18 protein-coding genes and 1 pseudogene are annotated in these 21,683 nt (G+C 51.7%); 2 read left to right on the top strand and 17 right to left on the bottom strand.

The genetic code is table 11. The features are described 5' to 3' along the window. The 11 genes and pseudogenes from QVP67_RS04180 to ychF form a co-directional block, all read right to left on the bottom strand. Positions 1 to 373, bottom strand: a pseudogene (locus QVP67_RS04180) (tRNA (5-methylaminomethyl-2-thiouridine)(34)-methyltransferase MnmD); the annotation flags it as partial. Between the two features lie 127 nt (positions 374 to 500). Further along, a complete protein-coding gene (locus QVP67_RS04185) occupies positions 501 to 977 on the bottom strand; it encodes a YqaA family protein (RefSeq protein WP_022162297.1) in 477 nt (158 codons plus the stop codon). Beyond that, positions 962 to 1,957: a hypothetical protein gene (locus QVP67_RS04190; RefSeq protein WP_022162298.1), complete on the bottom strand. Its 996-nt coding sequence runs from the start codon at positions 1,955 to 1,957 to the stop codon at positions 962 to 964. Before QVP67_RS04190 ends, QVP67_RS04185 begins: the two co-directional genes overlap by 16 nt. Before the next feature lie 137 nt (positions 1,958 to 2,094). Beyond that, positions 2,095 to 3,369, bottom strand: coding sequence for a phosphoribosylamine--glycine ligase (gene purD, locus QVP67_RS04195; RefSeq protein ID WP_022162299.1), 1,275 nt, complete (start codon positions 3,367 to 3,369; stop codon positions 2,095 to 2,097). A 58-nt stretch (positions 3,370 to 3,427) separates the two neighbouring features. Next, on the bottom strand, positions 3,428 to 5,722 hold the full coding sequence (locus tag QVP67_RS04200; RefSeq protein WP_022162300.1) for a S9 family peptidase: 2,295 nt from the start codon (positions 5,720 to 5,722) through the stop codon (positions 3,428 to 3,430). Positions 5,723 to 5,734: 12 nt separating this feature from the next. Then, the gene (locus QVP67_RS04205; protein ID WP_022162301.1) at positions 5,735 to 7,123 is read right to left on the bottom strand and encodes a THUMP domain-containing class I SAM-dependent RNA methyltransferase; all 1,389 of its coding nucleotides are present in this window, start codon (positions 7,121 to 7,123) and stop codon (positions 5,735 to 5,737) included. A gap of 103 nt (positions 7,124 to 7,226) precedes the next feature. Next, positions 7,227 to 8,126, bottom strand: coding sequence for a serine O-acetyltransferase (locus QVP67_RS04210; protein ID WP_022162302.1), 900 nt, complete (start codon positions 8,124 to 8,126; stop codon positions 7,227 to 7,229). A 194-nt stretch (positions 8,127 to 8,320) separates the two neighbouring features. Beyond that, positions 8,321 to 9,229, bottom strand: a complete 909-nt coding sequence (gene lgt / locus QVP67_RS04215; protein WP_022162303.1) for a prolipoprotein diacylglyceryl transferase — start codon at positions 9,227 to 9,229, stop codon at positions 8,321 to 8,323. Positions 9,230 to 9,317: 88 nt separating this feature from the next. Next, positions 9,318 to 10,232, bottom strand: coding sequence for a ketopantoate reductase family protein (locus tag QVP67_RS04220; protein WP_022162304.1), 915 nt, complete (start codon positions 10,230 to 10,232; stop codon positions 9,318 to 9,320). 34 nt (positions 10,233 to 10,266) lie between these two features. Beyond that, positions 10,267 to 11,067, bottom strand: coding sequence for a carboxypeptidase-like regulatory domain-containing protein (locus QVP67_RS04225; protein WP_022162305.1), 801 nt, complete (start codon positions 11,065 to 11,067; stop codon positions 10,267 to 10,269). A gap of 131 nt (positions 11,068 to 11,198) precedes the next feature. Beyond that, positions 11,199 to 12,302: a redox-regulated ATPase YchF gene (gene ychF / locus QVP67_RS04230; RefSeq protein WP_022162306.1), complete on the bottom strand. Its 1,104-nt coding sequence runs from the start codon at positions 12,300 to 12,302 to the stop codon at positions 11,199 to 11,201. A 710-nt stretch (positions 12,303 to 13,012) separates the two neighbouring features. Here ychF and QVP67_RS04235 point away from each other — a divergent pair. Further along, the gene (locus QVP67_RS04235; protein ID WP_022162307.1) at positions 13,013 to 13,957 is read left to right on the top strand and encodes a DMT family transporter; all 945 of its coding nucleotides are present in this window, start codon (positions 13,013 to 13,015) and stop codon (positions 13,955 to 13,957) included. Positions 13,958 to 14,105: 148 nt separating this feature from the next. Here QVP67_RS04235 and QVP67_RS04240 read toward each other — a convergent pair whose 3' ends face one another. Next, positions 14,106 to 14,489 carry a DUF3836 domain-containing protein gene (locus QVP67_RS04240; RefSeq protein WP_022162308.1) on the bottom strand — a complete coding sequence of 128 codons (384 nt, stop codon included), beginning with the start codon at positions 14,487 to 14,489 and terminating at the stop codon, positions 14,106 to 14,108. Between the two features lie 277 nt (positions 14,490 to 14,766). After that, positions 14,767 to 17,625, bottom strand: coding sequence for a DNA polymerase I (gene polA / locus QVP67_RS04245; protein ID WP_022162311.1), 2,859 nt, complete (start codon positions 17,623 to 17,625; stop codon positions 14,767 to 14,769). A 76-nt stretch (positions 17,626 to 17,701) separates the two neighbouring features. On the opposite strand from polA, the gene QVP67_RS04250 reads away from it, so the two are divergent. Continuing rightward, complete coding sequence (locus tag QVP67_RS04250) at positions 17,702 to 18,676, top strand: polyprenyl synthetase family protein (RefSeq protein WP_022162312.1); 975 nt, start codon at positions 17,702 to 17,704, stop codon at positions 18,674 to 18,676. A gap of 346 nt (positions 18,677 to 19,022) precedes the next feature. Here QVP67_RS04250 and deoC read toward each other — a convergent pair whose 3' ends face one another. From deoC to QVP67_RS04270, 4 genes are all read right to left on the bottom strand, one after another. Then, positions 19,023 to 19,925, bottom strand: coding sequence for a deoxyribose-phosphate aldolase (deoC, locus tag QVP67_RS04255; protein ID WP_022162313.1), 903 nt, complete (start codon positions 19,923 to 19,925; stop codon positions 19,023 to 19,025). A gap of 26 nt (positions 19,926 to 19,951) precedes the next feature. Further along, positions 19,952 to 20,278 carry a nucleotide pyrophosphohydrolase gene (locus QVP67_RS04260; protein ID WP_071148569.1) on the bottom strand — a complete coding sequence of 109 codons (327 nt, stop codon included), beginning with the start codon at positions 20,276 to 20,278 and terminating at the stop codon, positions 19,952 to 19,954. 44 nt (positions 20,279 to 20,322) lie between these two features. Next, positions 20,323 to 20,775: a D-aminoacyl-tRNA deacylase gene (gene dtd, locus QVP67_RS04265; RefSeq protein ID WP_022162315.1), complete on the bottom strand. Its 453-nt coding sequence runs from the start codon at positions 20,773 to 20,775 to the stop codon at positions 20,323 to 20,325. A gap of 143 nt (positions 20,776 to 20,918) precedes the next feature. Further along, positions 20,919 to 21,683, bottom strand: a 765-nt coding sequence (locus tag QVP67_RS04270) for a helix-hairpin-helix domain-containing protein (RefSeq protein ID WP_288179895.1), incomplete at its 5' end; no start/stop codon positions are given.

Genomic DNA, 21,683 nt, shown 5'->3' on the forward strand with positions numbered 1-21,683 from the left:
GGAGGGTGAACCAGGGAGTGACCTCGACATCCGTTTCCCAGGGGGCGGCATGCAGCTCCCGAAACAGCGGATTGTCGCTGTAGTGCAGGGCGTCCACCTCCTCCCAGGCAAGGGGATAAAGCTCAATGCCCGTGTAGTGCACCTTTTTTTGCGTTTTCCCGGCATTTTCGAGCGTCAGCAGGGCATTGAGCCCCGTGCCGAAGCCTACCTCTAAAACATGCGGAAAAACGGCGGCAGTGGCATTGAGCCCCATGTCGATGAATATGTGTTGCGATTCGGTGTGCGCCCCTTTCACCGAGTGGTAGTGTTCGTTCAGTTCGGGGACGAACAGCGTGGCGCTTCCGTCGGCAGTCTGTTCAATGATTCTTTGCATTTAAGTTTTTGAGTTTCTAAGTTTTTAAGTTCTTTCCTCCTCGTTCCTTTGTTCCCTCGTCAACTCGTTAACTTGTCCCCTCGTCAACTTGTCAACTCGTTCCCTTGTCAACTCGTCCCCTCGTCAACTAACCAATAACCGTCAGTGCTCCCTGCAATGCCCAAAGCATGGCCATGTAGCGGAGCAGCTTGCCAATGAACATCGAAACGGTGGTCAGCATCAGGTTGCTGCGCATGAAGCCCAGGGCGATGGCAATGGCTTCGCCCACAAAAGGCAGGAAGGCAAAAAAAGCCATCAGGGCACCCTTGCCTTGCAGGAAGTGTTGCATGCGGTCTATCTTCTCTTTCTTCACTTTGAAGTATTTCTCAATCCAGTCGATGCGTCCCAGGCGTCCCATGTAGTAACACGTCATGCCGCCTACCGTATTGCCCAAGGCGGCCGACAGTACGCAGACAGCAGGACTGAGCCCGACGTTGACCAGCGCCACCAGCACCAATTCGGAACTGAAGGGAATGATGCTGCCGGCCAGCAGGGCCGAAATGAACAGTCCGACATAGCCCCAGTCGATGAGCAGCTGTATCAGTGTGTCTATAAAAGCGTCCATACGTTGAAGATGAATAACAGGAATAACAATACGAGCGAACAGATGAAGAAGATGTTGGAGCTGCGGCTGTGGGTCAGGGCAAACAGATGACCTGCCAGAATGCTGGTACCAATCAGCAGCAACGACAGTAGATGGACGCACTGCGACGGCTGTAGTACGATGTACACGAAAGTGCAGAAACACAGTAACAGCAGGAAGTTCAGGTAACTGCGCGTACGTATCTTGTCCTCGTAGCCCATAGCCAGGCAATGTCCTGCACTGACGGCGAAGAGGATGAACAGATAGCCAACCGTAGCCAGCTCCCAGGGCTGGAAGTCGAAACGGATGGGTTGAAAGGTGGCCAGTTCCTGAAACGGACGGTAGAACAACGGCATGTCCCCGTGATAGAACGCATGGCCCAGCAGAAACCAGTAGGGCAGACTCCAGCCGACGAGCGATGCGAAAAAGCTTTTAAGATGGAGCGAGCGGAAATTACGGGCACCTATCCAGAAGACAGGAGCAAACAGAGTGAGTTGTGGCCACAACAGGCTTCCGAGTCCGATGAAGACAAAGCAATGGAACAGGTCGGCCGAAGCGTGAGGCTTCTGATAGCTGCGGAACAGGAAAAACAGAGCTATCAGGAACAGGACGGCAGCCACGTCGCCCGCATAAAGCAGGTGCATGCTGGGACAGGCGGATATAAGCAGGATGTAGAGGGTAGTCTGCACCGAAGCACGCAGGCGGATGATGGCAAACGTGTTGTTCAGCTCGATGAGGAAATATCCGATGACGGCATACAGCAGGAAACTGGACAGGCGGTCGGCCCATGCAGGTAGGTCGAAATGCCCGAAAGTGCTCCATAAGGAAGCGATGCTTCTTCCGGTACTGTCTTCGGGGAGCAGCAGGGCAGCCAGCGCCCAGCAGAAGAGAGAAATAAAAATGGCGACAGGAAGCGTGAAATGGCCTGCCGTCACTTTGTTTTGGAATCTTCGGTTGTACATAAAAGGGCGACGGAGGAATGAGAATGAATGGGTTTACTTTGTTATTCAGCGTGAGGGGGTGTCAGAACAAAGGTATCTGAAACTCTCCTCCTTCCAGAAGGAGGGGAGTCAGATACTATAGCTAAGTTCCAATACACTTATAAGTCGAACCCAATGTCGCGGCGGAAGTATTTACCTTCGAAGCTCAGCATGTCGGCTACTTTATAGCTCTTTTCCAAAGCTTCTTCCTTGGTCTCACCGTATGAGCATACGGCAATGACACGTCCGCCGTTGGTAACGACACGTCCGTCTTTCATCGCTGTGCCGGCGTGGAACAGGATGCTGTCGGTCGTCTCTACTAGGTTAAAGCCGGTGATGGGCAGTCCCTTCTTGTACTCGCCGGGGTAACCGCCGCTGACCAGCATGACGCAGGCTGCCGTACGCGGATCGAAGATCATGGATTTCGTATTGAGGTTGACGTTGTACACTCCTTCGAACAGGTCTACGATGTCGCTTTGCAGACGCAGCATGACGCTTTCGGTTTCGGGGTCGCCCATGCGCACGTTGTATTCGATAACCATCGGTTCGCCCTGTACGTTGATCAGTCCCAGGAACAGGAAGCCTTTGTAGAGGATACCCTCTTCGCGCAGACCGTTGATAGTGGGCTCGATGATGCGTTCGCGTACCTTCTCCATGAATTCGTCGTTGGCAAACGGAACGGGAGTCACACTACCCATACCGCCGGTATTCAGGCCTTTGTCGCCTTCGCCGATGCGTTTGTAGTCCTTGGCTACGGGCAACACTTTGTAGTGTTCGCTATCGGTCAGGACGAATACGGAGCATTCGATACCGCTCAGGAACTCTTCGATGACTACCGTAGCACTGGCGTTTCCGAACATGCCGTCGAGCATTTCCTTCAGTTCTTTCTGTGCTTCTTCCAGGGTGGGGAGAATCAGTACGCCCTTACCTGCACAGAGGCCGTCGGCTTTCAGCACGTAGGGAGCGGAAAGTGTCTCCAGGAAGGCGAGACCTTCGTTCAGTGTTTCGGCCGTCACGCTTTTGTAGCGGGCGGTAGGGATGTTATAGCGCTTCATGAACTCTTTGGCAAACTCTTTGCTGCCTTCCAGTTGCGCGCCTTTGGCAGAGGGGCCGATAATGGCAATGTTCTGTGTGGTAATGTCATTCTTGAAGTAGTCGAAGATGCCTTGTACCAGCGGATCTTCGGGACCAACGACAATCATGTCGATGGCACGTTCCAGTGCAAAAACCTTGAGGGCAGCAAAATCCGTAGCTTTGATGTCTACGTTTTCGCCTACCTGTGAGGTGCCGGCATTGCCGGGAGCGATGTACAGTTTCTCAACTTTCGGACTTTGGGCTATCTTCCAAGCCAAAGCGTGTTCGCGGCCACCAGAGCCTAATAGTAATACTTTCATCTTTCTTTATTGTTTTGAATTTCAGTTCTTTGTAAAGTGGGAATATTCCCGTTGTGGTTTATTTCTTTTTCAGGTAATCGTCGAAGTAGCGGGTAATCTTTTCGTGCAGATGTACGCGGTCGCGTCCCAACACGTTATGGTCGTGTGTGGGATAGATGAACAGGTCGGGATAGGTACGTGCATCCACACAGGCCTTCATGAACGACAGGGTGTGCTGAGGCACACAAGTGCGGTCGTGGTCGTCGTGGATGATGAGCAGGTGTCCCTTCAGCTGTCCGGCCAGGTTCTTCAGGTCGCACTGTTTGTAACCCTCCGGATTGGCCTGCGGCGTGTCCATATAGCGTTCGCCGTACATCACTTCGTAGAATTTCCAGTCGATGACCGGTCCGCCGGCTACGCCTACCTTGAAGATTTCGGGGTAGCGGAGCATCAGGGCGGTAGTCATGTGTCCGCCAAAGCTCCAGCCGTGCACACCGATGCGGTCGGCGTCAACATAAGGCAGCGATTGGAGGAATTCGGCACCTTTCACCTGATCTTTACCTTCTTCGATGCCCAGGTGACGGAAAGTGCAGTTTTCGAACTCCAGACCACGGTTGCTGCTGCCACGGTTGTCGAGGGTGAGCATGATATAACCTCTGTTGGCCATATAGATGTCCCAGCCGCGGGCGGCATAGTTCCAGTTGTTTACGAGCATCTGGGCGTGCGGGCCTCCGTATACGTAAATGATGGCGGGATATTTCTTGGCAGGATCGAAGTCGGCTGGCTTGATGAGACGGTAGTACAGGTCAGTCTTGCCGTCGGCAGCTTTCAGCGTACCTACTTCTACGCGGGGCATGATGAAACCTTCGAAGGGATCCTTAGCCGTGAGCAGGCGTACGGTCTCCTTGCCGTTGGCTGTCGAAGCGATGTCGATGATGCGCGGCACGTCGGGAGCCGACCAGTTGTCGAGCAGGTATGTGCCCGATGCGGAGAGTTGTGCATTGTGTACGCCCTGTCCGTTGTCCAGCAGTGTCATCTTGCCATTGTTCACGTTCACCTTATACACATTGCTCTGCAGAGGAGATTCCTTGGTAGCTGTGATGATGACTTCTTTCTTCTTGGCGTTGAAACCCAGAATGCCTTGTACCAGCCATTCACCTTGCGTCAGTTGCACGCCTGCGGCTCCTTTGACGTTCTTTCCGCTGCCAACTTTCTGTACCAGGCTCCACATCTTTTCGATGGCTTCGGCGTCGAGTTTCTGGGGTTGGTTGGCTGAAAGTTTAGCCAGGTCGTACACGTACAGATGGTTATAGCCGTCGCGCTGACTCTGATAGATGAACTTGTTGCTGTCCCACGGCAGGAAGACGATAGGAGTTTGCGGCTCCACATATTTGGGATGCGTCTCTTCGATGAGCGTCTGCATCAGTTCGCCTGTCTCGGCATTATACTGACACAGCTTGGAGTGATTCTGGTCGCGGTTCACTTCGATGAGGAAAAGACTTTTCTCGTCGGGTGCCCACGAAATGTTGGTGAAATAACGGTCCGTCGGGTCGCCTGTATTCAGATAGACAGTCTTCTGCGTGGCAGGGTTGTAGATACCTACGCTGACCTTGTGGCTGTTCATGCCGGCCATCGGGTAGCGGATGTTCTCTACGGTGCCGATGCGGGCGGTGACGTCGACCAACGGATATTGGGTCACCATCGACTCGTCCATGCGATAGAAGGCAAGCAGGCTGCCCGTAGGACTCCAGAAGGTACCTTTGCTGATGCCGAATTCGTTGCGGTGAACCGATTGTCCGCAGACGATGCCTTCGGGCTCGTTGGTTACAGCGTGGTTGTCCACGTAGAGGTTGTTGCCTACGGTGTAGGCGATGTGTCCGCCTTCGGCAGTGAAGTCGATATTGGCTCCTTTCTGTTCTGCGGCTTGGGGATAGGCTTTTACAATCTCGTTTTTCTCGAAGTCGTAGACAATGTAACCTTTTGCGCTCTTGATAAGCATATAAGGTTTGTCAGCCCAGGGGAACTGGGTATTGTAGAAGTGTTGCAGGCTGCCGTAATTTTTTTTGCTATCAGTTCCGGCCTGTGCGCTGAGCACTTCGTTTACCTTTGCCCGGGTGGCAATCAGGGTCTCCTTACCGTTCTTTGGGTCGACGGTCATAAGCGAGTCGACACCCGGTTTGATGCAACGGTCGCCCCACCACTGTACGCTGTACAGGTTTTCGGCATAGCGATAGGTTTCACCGCCGGGGATGAGGTCTTCCAGCGTGGGGTATTTCAGTTCGTTCGATACGTTTTCTTGTGCCATAATGGGTGTCTCTGACAAGGTGGCCACAGCCAATAACAGGGTGGCGATGCCTTTACTGATTCTTCTCATATCTTTATGGGTTTATTGGTATTTTTCTCTTCTTTTCCGTTCGGGATACGATTCGCCGGAGCGGGGTTTGCGGTCGGACTTGAACTCTTTTTTCTCCCGTGGCTGGAAGTCTTTCCGTTCACGGGGTTTGAAGTCTTTCCGTTCGCCTTCGTTGAAGCTGTGGCGTTCGCGGGGCTTGAAGTCCTTGCGGGGAGCGGCCGGACGATGTTCTTTGAAGTCTTTGGGCTCCTTGCTCAGTTCTTCTCCTTCGGCACGGAAATCCTTGTATTTTCCGTCGAATATTTCGTACTGGCGGAACTCGCAATCGAGTGCTCCGTTCAGCAGCGGTATGCGTTTGGTGGCTTTCAGCCCGATCTTGTCGAAGCATTCGTCACGGTAGGACAGAATCCAGGCTGTGTTTCCGGTAAAGGCATGTTTCAGCCGTTCGCCAATCATTTCGTAAAGTCCGAGCAGGTCGTTGCTGGATATGCGTTCGCCGTAGGGCGGATTGGTAATGATGATGCTCTTCTCCTTCGGCTGCTCGAATTGCTGGAAAGGTTGCAACTTGAGGACTACATCTTTGCTGACACCGGCAGCCTTGATGTTGTGCATGGCTATTGTGTTGGCCTTGGGATTGTTGTCGTAGCCGTAGATTTTATGGGTAAACTCGCGCTCCTGACTGTCGTCGTTGTAGATTTCGTCGAAAAGGTCGCGGTCGAAATCGGGCCACTTCTCAAAAGCAAATTCCTTGCGGAAGACTCCCGGAGCAATGTTGCGGGCAATGAGTGCCGCTTCGATGGGGATGGTTCCCGAACCACACATGGGGTCGATGAGGTCGCATTCGCCATGCCAGCCTGTCATCAGGATCATACCGGCTGCCAGTACCTCGTTCAGCGGTGCTTCGACAGCTTCCTGACGGTATCCGCGGCGGTGAAGCGACTCGCCGCTGGAGTCGAGCGAAAGCGTACAGTTGTTTTCGGCAATGTGGATGTTGAGCAGTACATCCGGCTTGTTGATGCGTACGTTGGGACGTTTTCCTGTTTTTTCACGGAAATAGTCGACGATGGCATCTTTTATCCTGTATGAAACGAATTTGCTGTGGCGGAACTCTTCGCTGAAGACTACGGCGTCTATGGCGAAGCTGTTGTCTACGCTCAGATAGTCTTCCCAATGGATGGCTTTGATCTGCTCGTATACTTCATCGGCATCCTGGGCTGTAAAGTGCTTGATAGGCTTCAGAATGCGGATGGCGGTACGCAGGCAGAAGTTGGCCTTGTACATCATTTCTTTGTCTCCACTGAAGGATACCATACGGCGTCCTATCTGGATGTCATTGGCTCCTAATGCAGTCAGTTCTGCTGCCAGGACTTCTTCCAATCCCTGGAAGGTTTTTGCAATCATTTCAAAAGGTTGTTCGCTCATTGCTATGTTGTTTTAGATTTAGTTGACAAGTTGACGAGGCTTCAGGCTACAAGGCATATTCTTGTTTGTTTCTCGTCCACTTGTCTCTCGTCTACTGTGTTCTTTATCTTTTGGCTTTGGTCTGTACAATGCGGGCACCGGCCTGAACGTTTTCCGTTACCCAGATATTGCCGCCTACGGTGGCTCCCTTACCTACGGTGATACGTCCCAGGATGGTGGCGTTGGAGTAGACGATGACGTCGTCTTCCAGAATGGGGTGGCGGGGGATGCCTTTGATGGGCTTTCCGTCTTCGTCGAGCGGGAAGCTCTTGGCTCCGAGGGTTACTCCCTGATACAGCTTCACATTGTTGCCGATGATGCAGGTTTCGCCGATTACGACGCCTGTGCCGTGGTCGATGGTAAAGTGGCTTCCGATTTGTGCACCCGGATGAATGTCGATTCCCGTTTCGCTATGCGCCATTTCGGTGATGATGCGCGGGATGAGGGGAACTCCCAGAACAAGCAGTTCGTGGGCTATGCGGTAATTGCTGATGGCACGGATGGCAGGATAGCAGCTGATGACTTCGCCAAACGAGTGGGCGGCAGGGTCGCCGTTGTAGGCAGCTTCGACGTCGGTAGCCAGTATGCGCCGCAACTGGGGCAGGGGGCTGATGAACTTGGCTGCAATCTGGGCGGCTTCTTCCCGTTGCACTTCGGTGCAGCTGCTGCATTCGCCGTCGCTTCCGAAGCAGAGTCCTGCCAGAATCTGATCGGTCAGCAAGTCGAAGAGACGCTCTACGTTGACGCCGATATGATAGGTGACAGTGCGGCTGTTGACCGTTGAATTGCCGAAATAGCCGGGGAAGATGATGGCTCGTGCCAGTTCGATAATGTCGCGCAAGGCTTGGGCTGATGGCAAGGGATTGCCGTCGGTGTGTTGATGAAACAGTCCTTTGTATGATTCGCTTTCCGATAGCTCATCGACTGCCTGTGTCAAGATGTGAGTAAAGTTGAGTGGACTCATTATGCTATCCTTTATGTTAATAAAGTGTCGGCAAAGGTACAAAGTATTCAGCAAATTTCCTAAATATCCCTCATTTATAGTTAGGTAATTGCAAGAAATCCGGGTGCAAACGGTACAATCGGGCGTGTGTTGCTGATGAAACGCCTGTGCCGTTGGCATCCGGATTGGAATGAGTATACGCTTGTCGCCGGTGATTACCGGGTGGCAGTGTGCTTATGATAGAAGAACATGAAGTAAATGCCGATGATGACAAACGGTATGCTGAGCCATTGTCCCATGTTCAGCCTCATGCTGTCTTCGAAGGCTACCTGATTCTCCTTCAGGAATTCGATGAAGAAACGGAAGACAAATATTTCCGTCAGGCAAAGGCCGAAGAAGAAGCCGCGGGGATAGGGCAACGAGGCATCGAGCTGCATGGACGACGACTTGCGTTGCGTGGTGCTGAAGTCGGTCTCCAGTTTGTCTTCCTGTTTTTTCTGTCCTCTCTTATAGAGGTAGAACATGCCCAGCGCAAAGATGAAGTAGGCGATGGCTTCGTAAAGCTGTGCCGGATGACGGGGAACCGCGTCTACCCGCTCGAATACGAACGCCCAGGGGACGTTGGTAGGCATACCGATAATTTCGGAGTTCATCAGGTTGGCCAGACGGATGCAGCAGGCAGTAATGGGGGTGGCTACGGCAATCATGTCGAGTACGTCCATGTAGTGCATCTTCGTCTTGCGGCAGTAGAGCCAAAGGGCAATGATGAGGCCCAACGTTCCGCCGTGACTGGCAAGGCCTGCATAGCCGGTAAACTTCCATCCGCCGTCGGGCAGGAACTTGATGGGAAGTACCATTTCCCAGAAGTGGTGCAGGTAGTATTCGGGCTCGTAGAACAGGCAGTGCCCCAGACGCGCACCTATCAGAATGCCGAAAAAGCAGTAGAAGAACAGTGGGTCGAAGAGGCTGTCGGCTATTTTACGGTCGCGGTACTGCCGGCGTACGATGAAATAGGCAAAGGCCAGGCCGATAATCCACAAGAGTCCGTAGTAGCGGATGGAGATGCCGAAAAGGTTGAACAGTTCGGGATCGGGATTCCAGTTGATGCTGAGTAGTGGTAACATGACGTATCTTTATTCGTTAGTTAGATTATTGTTCTTGTTTACAGCTGCCAAAAGTAGCTTTTATTCGGCAAAGGACAAAATCTGCGTGTCACAGATTTCGGAACTTTTCCGCCACCATGCGATAGGTGGGGATGTCGATGCCCTGTGCTTCGGCGGCGGCAATCATGTCGAACAGCAATCCCTGTACTTCGCTTTCGTGTCCGCGGGCCAGGTCTTTCTGCATGGAGGCGGTGCTGTGCGGGTCGAGTTTGTCCATCACTTTCAGGTTGTACTCCACCAGGTCTTCTTTCGGTTCGATGCCCAGCTTGCGGCCCAGGGCAGCACTTTCGCGCGAGAGGCCGATGAAGGTGTCGCGTACGGGACCGGGCTTCTGTACTTCGCCCATGGGCACGTCGTAGTAGGCTCCGGTGACGGCCATGGCCGAGATGAACGACCACTTGACGAAGGTGTCGCGGTTGATGTCGTCGGACAGTTCAGCCTTGATGCCGCTTTCCTGTAGGTCGCGCTGCACAGCTTCCAGTGTTTCACGGGGAACAACCGTTCCCTGATGGGCACCGAATACCAGACGGAATATCCGTCCCATTTGGGTGATTTCGCCCTTACCGCTGACGAAGCCTACGATGTAGATGCAGCCGTCGAGCACCGTTACGCCGGGTACCAGTCGCTGGATGCGAGGGCCTGTGCCGTAGACGTTGAGGATGGGGATGACAACGGTTTCGGGTTTCGAAGCCCGGCGGATGAGGTCGGTGATGGAGTCGATGGAGTAACCTTTGACGCAGACGAAGATGACGTCGGCTTTGTCCTGATATTCTTCGGCCGTGCAGGCGGGGATGTTCAGGGTATGTTCGCCTTTCAAGTCGCTGTGAAGGCGTAGTCCGTGTTCGCGAATGGCGGCCAGATGTTCGCCGCGGGCAATGCAGGTGACGTTTTTACCTGCCAGTGCCAGGAAGGCAGCGATGCTTCCGCCTACGCCGCCGGTACCTGCAATAAGATAGTTCTTCATGATGTATTTGTTTTTGAGGGTTGTAGTATATTTGTTAATTCACATACTGTTCTTTCTCCATATAGTAGATTCCTTCGCCCCGGTCGCCGTTGTCCAAGTCCTCCAGCTCTACTTTGAAGACGTGATAGGGCAGGGCGGTGTCTTGTTTGGGACGGTCTACGGTGAGCAGGTAGGCGTTTCCCCATTCGTCGGCCGAAAAGTATTCTTTGATTTCCTGTTTCATCAGGATGGGGACTTCTTCGCCGTTTATCCAGACGGTAGCTTTCAGACGGTCGAGGGTGGGAGCCAGGCGGACGGCGCGTGCATCGTCGCGTGCAGCTCCTTGTTCGATGTTGCTCACGTCTTGGGCATGTTGGGCTTTATCCGCTTCCATCTGTTGGAAACGGGTCAGGCTCATGGGGCGGACGAATATCTGATAGCAGGGCATGGCGCCGGGGATGCGGAACACGCGCAGGCCGTAGACTTCCATGCGGTGGTAGCGGATGTCGAGCGTAGTGTCGCGGTCGGCAATGAAATCCCATGCCCAGAATTCGAGCCGTTGGTCGGCGGCCGGCAGGGTCGAACCTTTTGGGGTGTGCGGATAGGTGTCCATGCGCAAAGCGCCCATGCTTTGGTATTTCCCACGGGGAAGGCGCACCGTGTAGCGTCCGTCGGCATTTGTCATGCCTTGGACTACATCGTCGAACGACGGTGTTTGCCAGAAGAGTGAACAGCTGTCGATGGGGTGTCCTTCGTAGTCGGTCACTCGTCCGCTGATGGTTACACTGTCGGCTGCGGTCTGTGCCTGTAGGGGGAGAACCAGAAAGGCGAGGAGGAATAAAAGGATTGCTTTCATTGGCTTGCGCTTGTTTTTCTATTGGGGATTACAGACCGGAGAAGGCTCGGGCATATCTCCCGCAAAGCCTTCTCCGTCTATTCTCTTATAACCTTGTCAACTCGTCAACTCGTTAACTCGTCAACTCAACTTTACACGTTGAAACGGAAGTGCATGATGTCGCCGTCCTGCACCACGTAGTCCTTGCCTTCGATGCTGAGCTTGCCTGCTTCGCGAACGGCAGCTTCGGAACCGTACTTGATGTAGTCATCGTACTTGATGACCTCGGCGCGGATGAAGCCTTTCTCGAAGTCGGTGTGGATGACACCGGCACATTGCGGAGCTTTCCAGCCCTTGTGGTAGGTCCAGGCTTTCACTTCCATTTCGCCGGCGGTGATAAAGGTCTCCAGATTGAGCAGACTGTAGATGGCCTTGATGAGGCGGTTGCAGCCGCTTTCCTTCAGACCGAGGTCTTCGAGGAACATTTGTTTCTCTTCGTAAGTCTCCAGTTCGGCGATGTCGGCTTCGGTCTGTGCGGAGATAATCATCAGCTGGGCGTCCTCGCCCTTGATGGCTTCGCGTACCTGCTCGACGTAAGCGTTGCCGGTGGCGGCAGAGGTGTCGTCGACGTTGCACACGTAGAGGACGGGTTTGGTAGTAAGCAGGAACATCTGTTTGGCGCAGACTTCCTCTTCTTCATTTTCACAAGTCACGGTGCGGGCGCTGAGACCCTGTTCGAGGGCTTCCTTGTAGCGCAGCAGCAGGCCGTATTCTATCTTGGCCATCTTGTCGCCGCCTACCTTAGCTACCTTTTCTACGCGCTTGATGCGGTTTTCTACGGTTTCAAGGTCTTTCAGCTGGAGCTCGGTGTCGATGATTTCCTTGTCGCGCACGGGGTTGACGGAGCCGTCTACGTGGACGATGTTACCGTTGTCGAAGCAGCGCAGCACGTGGATGATGGCGTCGCACTCGCGGATGTTGCCCAGGAACTGGTTGCCTAGGCCTTCGCCCTTGCTGGCACCTTTGACGAGGCCGGCAATGTCGACAATGTCGCACACGGCGGGAACGATGCGTCCCGGATGTACAATCTCGGCCAGGCGGGTCAGACGCTCGTCGGGCACGGATACCTGGCCCATTTGGGCGTCGATGGTACAGAAGGGGAAGTTGGCTGCCTGTGCCTTTGCGCTGGACAGGCAGTTGAAAAGGGTGGATTTTCCCACGTTGGGAAGGCCCACGATACCTGCTTTTAATGCCATAAGTCTATCTTGTTTTTAGTTATTGTTCAGTTAATTGGCTGCAAAGATAATGCTTTTTCTTCGTTTCCTTCTATTATTTAGAGGTAATAAACGTTTGTACGGGGCGGGGCGAAAGCGGAAGAAGAACGAGAAGCACGGTGTCGGAAAACGGGGAATTGTGCTTTCGGAATGATAGCATTTGGCGCTTTTGGCTGACGAAGCATTTCTTCGGCTAACGGAAAATAGCGTGGAAAGAGGGCGATTTCGTTAGTCAAATTGCATGAATATGTGCATAAATTGCCGGCTCGGCGTATGTTTATACGAAAAGTTGCTTATTTTCTTTGTCTGCAATGCTTGTGTGCTGCGGCTGGAATGCTTGTGCGGTTCGGCCGGATTGCTTGTGCGGCTCGGTAGCAATACTTGTTGCCTGTGGAAACACGGCTTTCCGTGACAGAAAACGTCGTTTCCGGAACTTTTTCGGACTGCTTTTTCTCTATTTTATTTGTAAGTATTTTGCTATCGCACTGTGCTTCTGCCAACTACGGATTTTTGCTTTCGGAACGACGGCCAACCTTGGCATCGGGCCGGAAAAACGGATTCTGAAGGGCTTGGAAAAGCAAAGTGTCAAAATGTAACCTACCCTTGTTCGAGGGGCTGAAGATAGGGAGGGGGCGGGTGTTGGCGGATTGCTTTTTCTGTATTACTTTTGCAGGCGCAAAATCTAAATTGTTATGAATTCAAAAGCGAAAGGTTATCTTCTGGGAGCAGTGGCGGCGGCATCTTATGGCATGAACCCGCTGTTTGCCTTGCCCCTTTACAAGGCGGGAATGAATCCCGATTCGGTGTTGTTCTACAGGTATTTGTTCGCCATCCCCTTGCTGGGCATCATGCTGAAGGCACGCGGACGTAACTTCCGGCTGGAGCGCAGGCAGGTCTTCCCGCTCATCGTGATGGGACTGCTGGTGGCCATATCTTCGCTCACGCTGTTCGAGAGCTACAACTACATGGACGTGGGCATTGCCTCGACCCTGCTGTTTGTCTACCCTATCATGGTGACGCTGATTATGGCTTTTGTCTATAAGGAGAAGCTGACGTGGCAACTGGCCTTGTGTATGGTACTTGCCCTGAGCGGCATCGGTCTGCTGTATAAGGGCGGAGACGGTGCTACGCTGAGTCTGGTGGGCACGGCATTTGTGTTTGCTTCGTCGCTTTCGTATGCTATATATATTGTAGGAGTCAATCAGGGGTCGCTTAAGGAAGTGGCTACGCTGAAGGTCACTTTCTATGTGCTTCTGTTCGGTGTGTCGCTTTTTGTGGTTCGCCTGTGGAATAGCGGCGAGTGGCATACGCCGGAAGCCCGCCAGTGGTATCTTTGGGGCAATCTGCTGGGACTGGCAGTTTTCCCTACGGCCATTTCGTTCCTTTGTACTACGAGCGCCATTCAGTATATCGGTTCTACCCCTACCGCCATTTTGGGCGCTTTGGAGCCGGTGACGGCAGTCATCATCGGTGTGATGGTCTTTGGCGAGACAATCACGCTGCGTGTGTTCTGCGGACTGGTGCTGATTATCGTAGCCGTGACATTTGTTGTGGCAGGCGGAAACATAACGTCGCATTTGGTGCGCTTCCGCAAGCTTTTCCCGCGGTTGCCGCTGCATCGCAAGAAACACGCTTAACCCCTCTGTCTGTCGTTTAGCCGACAGGCAGCCGATAAAAATAAAAGCCGGAATGCATCGCGCACTCCGGCTTTTCTGTTATGTAAAAAAGGTTTTTGGTTATTTATGAGAGTATTTTTAAGAGAGAATTGGCAGGGCCGTCCGGTTGTTACATGTTGGGATTATCCATTGTAACGGTCAGTTCCGGAACGATTACATAAGCGCCTTTCTTTTTGTTCCATTTGTAGTACTCTGTAGTCAAGGTCTTACCTTGGTAAGTATAATGGATACAAATATCTTTTTCCCATTTGTTCTGTTCGCTGTTCCATTTCAAAGCTTCGTTTTCGATCATGCGTTTCTGGTCGTCGTACTTATAGTTATACTTCATGTAGTTGGCCAGCAAAGCGCCGTCTGCTTTGTAAACAGTCTGTCCTACCATCAGTCCGTCTACTTCTTGCGAATTGTAAACGAGATTGTTCGAATTGAAAGCGTTAACGTTCATTCCACATACAGCGAGAATAGAAGATAAGATCAAAGTTTTTAAAGTTTTCATGATTGCTATGTTTTTAAGTTATATTTCAAATTTCTATCATTATGTTCTCGAAAACGGCTGCAAAGGTAGTGATTTTATTGATATGAAAACAAAAATGGGTGAAAATAATGTCAAAATGTCAATTCTCTATGCTGGGTACGACTTTCTTTTTGGCAATCTTTATAAATAAAAAATATCCGGTAGGAAGGTTGCCGGATATTCTATGGTGCAAACTGCATTTCGAAAGGAATGCTTTTGTTGCTTTCTGATTGTAAGTTAAATAAAGTTATAGACCTGTTTAGTGCGCCTCCAACCAGTTCTTTCCCCACCCGCAATCGGCTCTCAGGGGCACCTGCATGCGATAGGCGTTTTCCATTTCCTCGATTACAATTTTTTGCACGAGCTCCTTTTCTTCGGCCGGAACGCTGAAATTCAGTTCGTCGTGCACCTGCAAAATCATCTTTGCTTTCAGATTGTAACTGATAAAGCGCTGATAGATGCGAGCCATGGCTACTTTGATGATGTCGGCGGCACTGCCTTGTATGGGGGCATTGATGGCATTTCGCTCGGCATAGCCACGCACGACGGCATTTCTTGAGTTGATGTCGGGCAGGAAACGCTTGCGGTGGAAGATGGTCTCCACATAGCCGTGTTCGCGTGCCACCTCGATGCTTCGATCCATATACTCCTTTACTTGGGGATAGGTTTCGAAATAGCCGTCGATCAGTTCTTTGGCTTCTTTACGGTCTACGTTCATACGCTCAGCCAGTCCGAAGACTGAAATACCGTAGATGATACCGAAGTTGGCCGTTTTGGCCTTGCGGCGCATGTCCGACGTTACTTCTTTTATATCGGTCTTATAGATTTTGGCGGCCGTGGCAGCGTGAATGTCGTGGCCGCTACAGAAGGCTTCGATCATGTTGGGGTCGCCGCTCAGATGCGCCATGATGCGCAGTTCTATCTGTGAGTAGTCTGCCGAGAAGAACTCGCAACCGTCGTCGGGGATGAAGGCTTTGCGTATTTCCTTGCCGTCCTCGTCGCGGATGGGGATGTTCTGCAGGTTAGGATTGCTCGAACTGAGCCGTCCTGTAGCGGTGACTGCCTGGTTGAAGGACGTATGTATGCGTCCCGTGCGCGGATTGATGAGCTGGGGCAGGGCGTCGATGTAGGTGCCGAGCAGTTTCTTTAGTCCGCGATGTTCGAGTATCTTGTCGATGATGGGATGCTTGCTGCGCAGGCTTTCGAGCACTTCTTCGCTGGTGACGTATTGTCCGGTTTTTGTCTTCTTGGCCTTGCCGGTGATTTTCAGTTTGTCGAAGAGTACTTCGCCTACTTGCTTGGGCGAGCCGATATTGAAGGTTTCGCCGGCCAGCTCGTAGATGGCTTTCTCGATTTCCTGCAAACGGGCTGAGAAGTGTGCCGAGGTTTGCTTAAGGGCTTCGGTGTCGATGCGCACGCCGTTGGTCTCTATGTTCACCAGTACGGGGACAAGGGGCATTTCGATTTCGTAGAAGAGGCGTTCTACTCCTTGTGCTTTCAGTTCCTTTTCAAGGACGTTTTTCAGCTTCAGGGTGACGTCGGCGTCTTCGCAGGCGTAACGGTAGACTTCTTCGGGTGCGAGGTCGCGCATGCTTTTCTGGTTCTTCCCGCGGGGGCCTATCAGTTCGTCGATGTGGATGGTCTGATAGTGCAGGTAGATTTCGGCCAGGTAGTCCATGTTATGTCGCAGCTCGGGCTGAAGCACGTAGTGGGCAAGCATGGTGTCGAACAACGGGCCTTGCACTTTGACTCCGTAATTCTGTAAGACGATCATGTCGTACTTGATGTTTTGGCCGACTTTCACCGATTTTTCGTTTTCGTAGAGCGGGCGAAGGTCGTTTACGATTCTTAACGCTTTTTCACGGTTAGCTGGTACGGGTACGTAGTAACCCTTGTTTTCGCCGTCGCTGAAGCTCATTCCCACAAGTTCGGCCTCCATGGCTTCGGTGCTTGTAGTCTCTGTATCTATTGCGAGAATTTCTGTTGTAAGTAACTTTTGAATAAATTCTGCTCTTTTCTCTTCTGTATCAATAAGTTGGTAGTCGTAATCGAGCATTTCTAACCGCGTCAGATTCGTTTTTTCGGGAACGCCCGTCCCCTCGTCCGCAATTTCGGCAAACAAATCGCCTTGCTGGGGTAGGGTGTTGGTGGCGGGGCTGGCTTGCGGCTGTGCAAACAGAGTTCCGGCAAAAAGGTCGGGTGTGCCTGCTGCCGATTGACCTGTAGTCGGAGCGGAAGTATTGCCTTTGCCAAGGACGCGGTCGATGAGTGTGCGGAATTCCAGTTCACCGAAAATCTTGCGGAGTTCCTGCTCGTCGGGTTCTTCGCGTACCAGGCTGTCCATGTCGAGTGCGATGGGAGCATCGGTCTTGATGGTGGCCAGGAATTTGGAGAAAGTAATCATTTCGCGGTTCGCCTCTACTTTGGTCTTCAAGGCTCCTTTCAGTTGGTCGGTGTGTTCGAGCAGATTTTCGATGCTGCCGAACTGGGCTATCAGCTTTTGAGCGGTTTTCTCGCCCACGCCGGGACAACCGGGTATGTTGTCCGATGCGTCGCCCATCAGGCCAAGCATGTCGATGACCTGTGGAATGGAATCGATACTGAATTTAGCCTTTACCTCGTCGATACCCATTACCTCGAAGCCGCCCGTGTGCTTGGGACGGTACATGAAGACGTTTTCGCTGACCAGTTGTCCGTAGTCCTTGTCGGGCGTCATCATGTAGGTGGTGATGCCGCGTCGTCCGGCTTCGGTGGCCAGTGTGCCTATTACGTCATCGGCTTCGTAGCCTGGCACCTCCAGAATGGGGATGCGGTAGGCACGGATGATGTCTTTTATAATAGGTACGGAGAGGCGGATGGTTTCGGGCGTTTCTTCGCGCTGCGCCTTGTACTGTTCGTAGGCCTCGTGTCGGAAGGTGGGACCTGCGGGGTCGAAGGCGACTCCGATGTGGGTAGGGTTCTCTTTCTTCAGGACTTCTTCCAGCGTGTTTACAAAGCCCAGTATGGCGGATGTATTGAAGCCTTTGGAGTTGATTCGCGGGTTCTTGATAAGCGCATAATAGGCCCGATATATCAGGGCATAAGCGTCGAGAAGGAATAGTTTATTGGTTGAATTCATACATTTAATCCTTTTTTCATGGTAAAAGTACAAAAAAATACTGTTTATTACTATTTTTGCGGTCAAATAGCAGTGCATGAACAGTATATCGATAATTAAAAATCCTATTTCTACCGAATTGGGCGACTTCAATAGGCTATTTGACAGCTCCCTTTCCAGTTCTAACCCCTTGTTGAAGAGTGTCATTGAGCATATCCGGCAAAGGAGTGGGAAGAGGATGCGTCCGATGTTGGTGTTGCTTATGGGCAAGCTGTTTGGCGAAGTCAACCAGTCTACGCTTCATGCGGCAGCAGCTTTGGAACTGCTTCATACGGCCAGTCTGGTGCACGACGACGTGGTAGACGAAAGTAGCGAGCGGCGCGGACAGCTGTCGGTGAATGCGGTGTTTAATAATAAGGTAGCTGTTTTGTCGGGCGATTATCTGCTGGCTACAGCCTTGGTACAGGTGGCTCTGACCCGCAATCACGACATTATTGACGTGGTTTCTGCATTGGGGCAGGACTTGGCCGAAGGTGAACTGCTACAACTTTCCAACGTTAGCAATCTTGAGTTTTCCGAGTCGGTTTATTTCGACGTTATCCGCAAGAAGACGGCGGCTTTGTTTGCTGCCTGTACCAAAGCGGGGGCTTTGTCGGTAGGAGCAACCGATGAAGAAGTCGAGAATGCCCGTCTGTTCGGTGAATACATCGGTATTTGCTTCCAGATAAAGGACGATATCTTCGATTACTACGACAGCAAGGAGATAGGCAAACCTACGGGCAACGACATGCACGAAGGCAAACTGACGCTTCCGGTGCTTTATGCACTGAACGCTACCCACGATGAAGAGGCTCGCGCACTGGCCCTGAAAGTGAAGGAAGGTAGTGCTTCGGCCGATGAAATCGGGCATTTGGTGCGTTTCACCAAGGAAAACGGAGGCATCGAGTACGCTGAAAAGGTGATGAACGACTATCGTGAGAAAGCTTTTGCTTTGTTGCCTGCCGAAGGGCATGCGGACGTTAAACAAGCTCTTACTGCTTACTTGAACTACGTGGTAGAACGCGAGAAATAAGCGCATTCCCGTCGCTACATCGGTCTGGGCAGAGACCTTTATTATTCCCTTTTATTCATTCAACACAGCTGGTTTTATCGGGCTTTGCAGGACACTTGCCTGGCTCGTGAGAGACACTTGCACGGCTCGCGAGAGACACTTGTACGGCTCACGAACAACACTTGTGTGGCTCACGAACAACACTTGTGTGGCTCGGACACATCGCTTATTGCCTGTTTTCGTGGAAAAAAGGAGTATAAAAAACGCCTTCCGGTTGTCCGAAAAGCGTTCCTTATTGAAAGCCGTTTGCCCCTTTTCTTTTGCGGAAGAGGGGCGTTGGATGGCGATAGCAAGTGACTGGCGACAATTAGAAGAATTTCGTCTCCTGGCCCAGAATGTCGCTCAATAGCAGGTTGGCCAGGCGGCTTGTGCCCAAACGGAACAGGCTGTTGTTCAGCCATTCTTCGCCCAATACTTCTTTAACGATGGTGTAGTATACCAATGCATCGTTCACTGTGTTAATGCCTCCGGCGGGCTTGAAACCGATCTTTATACCCGTCTCTTTGTAATATTCTTTGATGGCCTGACACATAACGTAAGCGGCTTCGGGAGTGGCGGCAGGCTGCTGTTTTCCGGTAGAAGTCTTGATGAAGTCGGCACCGGCATACATGGACAGGATGGAGGCTTTCTTGATGTTCGAAGCCGTCTTCAGGGCACCTGTTTCCAGAATGACTTTCAGGTGATGATCCTTGCAAGTCTCTTTCAGTTCCTGTATTTCATCGCACATTTCTTCGTAGTTTCCACTGAGGAACTTGCCTACTGAAATAACGATGTCTATCTCGTCGGCACCTTCCATGATGGCCATGGCTGTTTCGGCCACTTTAACCTCGATGAATGTCTGCGAGGAGGGGAATCCGCCCGATACGCAGGCAATTTTCACGTCTTCCACTTCGAGCGTGTCTTTTACTATTTCAGCGAAGTTGGGGTATACGCAGATGGCTGCTACGTTTTTCAGGTCGGGGTGCAGTTCGTCGAACTGGTTAACCTTTTGGGTGAATTTCATTACGCTTTCATCGCTGTCTTCACTCTTCAGTGTGGTCAGATCGATGCAGTTGAACAGAAACTTCTTGACGTCCAGGCTATCGTTTGCAGGGACTTTTTCTGTCATGATTTTGGCTACCTGGGCAGCTACTTCGGCATCGTCCAGCTGGGTGTTGTACTTGGCCAGAGCGGCATCGTACTTGCTCTTGTTCGGTTCGTTTTTATCCATGATGTTTCTCTTTTAGGGTAGGGTTATTATTGTCTTAGTTTTTCGTTATTCAGGTGCCGCTGGTTATCTCGGCGTGTCTTCTTTTCCAAGGTTTGTCTGAAGGCTTCGGTGACATCTACACCTGTCTGGTTGGCGATGCATAGAAGCACCCAGAGAATGTCGGCTATCTCTTCGTCCAGATTGTCTTTTTCGCCTTGTTTGAACGACTGGTCGCCGTATTTCCGGGCCATCACGCGAGCCAGTTCTCCAACTTCTTCGGTCAATACGGCCATGTTGGTCAGTTCGCTGAAGTAGCGCACACCGTATTGTTTTATCCAGTTGTCTACTTGCTGCTGGGCATCGTGCAGGGTGATGCCTGTGGAATTGTTTTCTTCCGTATTCATCGTCTGTACTCCTTTCATTCTTTGTTTTTGGTGTCGATGCAGATGGTTACCGGTCCGTCGTTCAGCAGCTCTACTTTCATGTCTGCTCCGAATTCGCCTGTACCGATTTCCTTGCCCAATGCTTCAGTCAGGCAGCGGCAAAACTCTTCGTATAGCGGTATGGAGATGTCTGGTTTGGCAGCGTGGATATACGAGGGGCGGTTTCCTTTCTTGGTCGAGGCATGAAGGGTGAACTGGCTGATGACAAGTATTTCGCCGTCAATATCAAGAACAGATTTGTTCATAACGCCGTTTTCATCGTCGAAAATACGCAGGTTGACTATCTTCTTGCACAGCCAGTCGATGTCTTCGTGGTTGTCGGCTTCTTCGATGCCTACCAGTATCATCAGTCCTTTTCCGATGGCCGATTTGCAATGTCCGTTGATGGTGACGGAGGCATGTCCGGCACGTTGTATCACTACTCTCATTTTGTTTTTATTTTACAGTTGGGTTACAAATATACAGATTATCCGAATTATAAAAAACAGACTGAGACAAAATCCTGCATGATATTAGCCCTTTTTCCTGTCTGTCTGTTTTGGGTAAAGGAGTGTTTTGAGGTAGCTGCGCTTTACGAGTTGGCTGTCTCGAAGAACTCTTTGATGGTTTTCGCTTTCGCTTCGCCTACAACGGCGCTCAGTGCTTCTTGCGATGCTTCCCTAATTCGCTTTACGCTCTTGAATTCTTTCAGCAGGGCGGTCTTCGTCTTTTCGCCTATTCCTTTGATATCATCCAGCGCCGATGCAATCTGCCGTTTGCTGCGTTTGTCGCGATGGAAAGTGATGGCATAGCGGTGTACTTCGTCCTGAATCCTTGTCAGCAGGTGGAAGAGGGGCGTGTTCTGTTTCAGTCCGATGGTCTGTGGCGGAAAGCCATAAAGCAGTTCCGAAGTACGGTGTTTCCCGTCTTTTGCCAATCCGGCGATGGGTACATCGATTTGTAGTTCGTCTATCACCTCTTTTACGGCGCTCATTTGTCCTTTTCCTCCGTCGGTGATAAGCAGGTCAGGCAAGGGTTGTTTCTCTTCAATGGCGCGCTGATAACGCCGTCTGACGACTTCTTTCATGGAAGCATAGTCGTCCGGCCCTTCTACGGTCTTGATGTTGTACTTCCGATAGTCTTTTTTCGACGGTTTTCCTTTGATGAATACGACGCATCCGGCCACGGGGTCGGAGCCTTGTATGTTCGAGTTGTCGAAACATTCTATCTGCATGGGAAGTCTTTTGAGGTGCAGTTCGTCCTGTATTTCCTTCAGCAGTCTGACGGTTCGTTGCTCCGGATTCAGCTTTTCGGCCTGCTTCAGCCGGTCGGCTTTGTACTGTTTGACGTTGAGTAG

This window comes from Bacteroides sp. CAG:633 (assembly GCF_000435115.1).
In the GTDB taxonomy this organism is placed as follows: domain Bacteria; phylum Bacteroidota; class Bacteroidia; order Bacteroidales; family Bacteroidaceae; genus Bacteroides; species Bacteroides ndongoniae.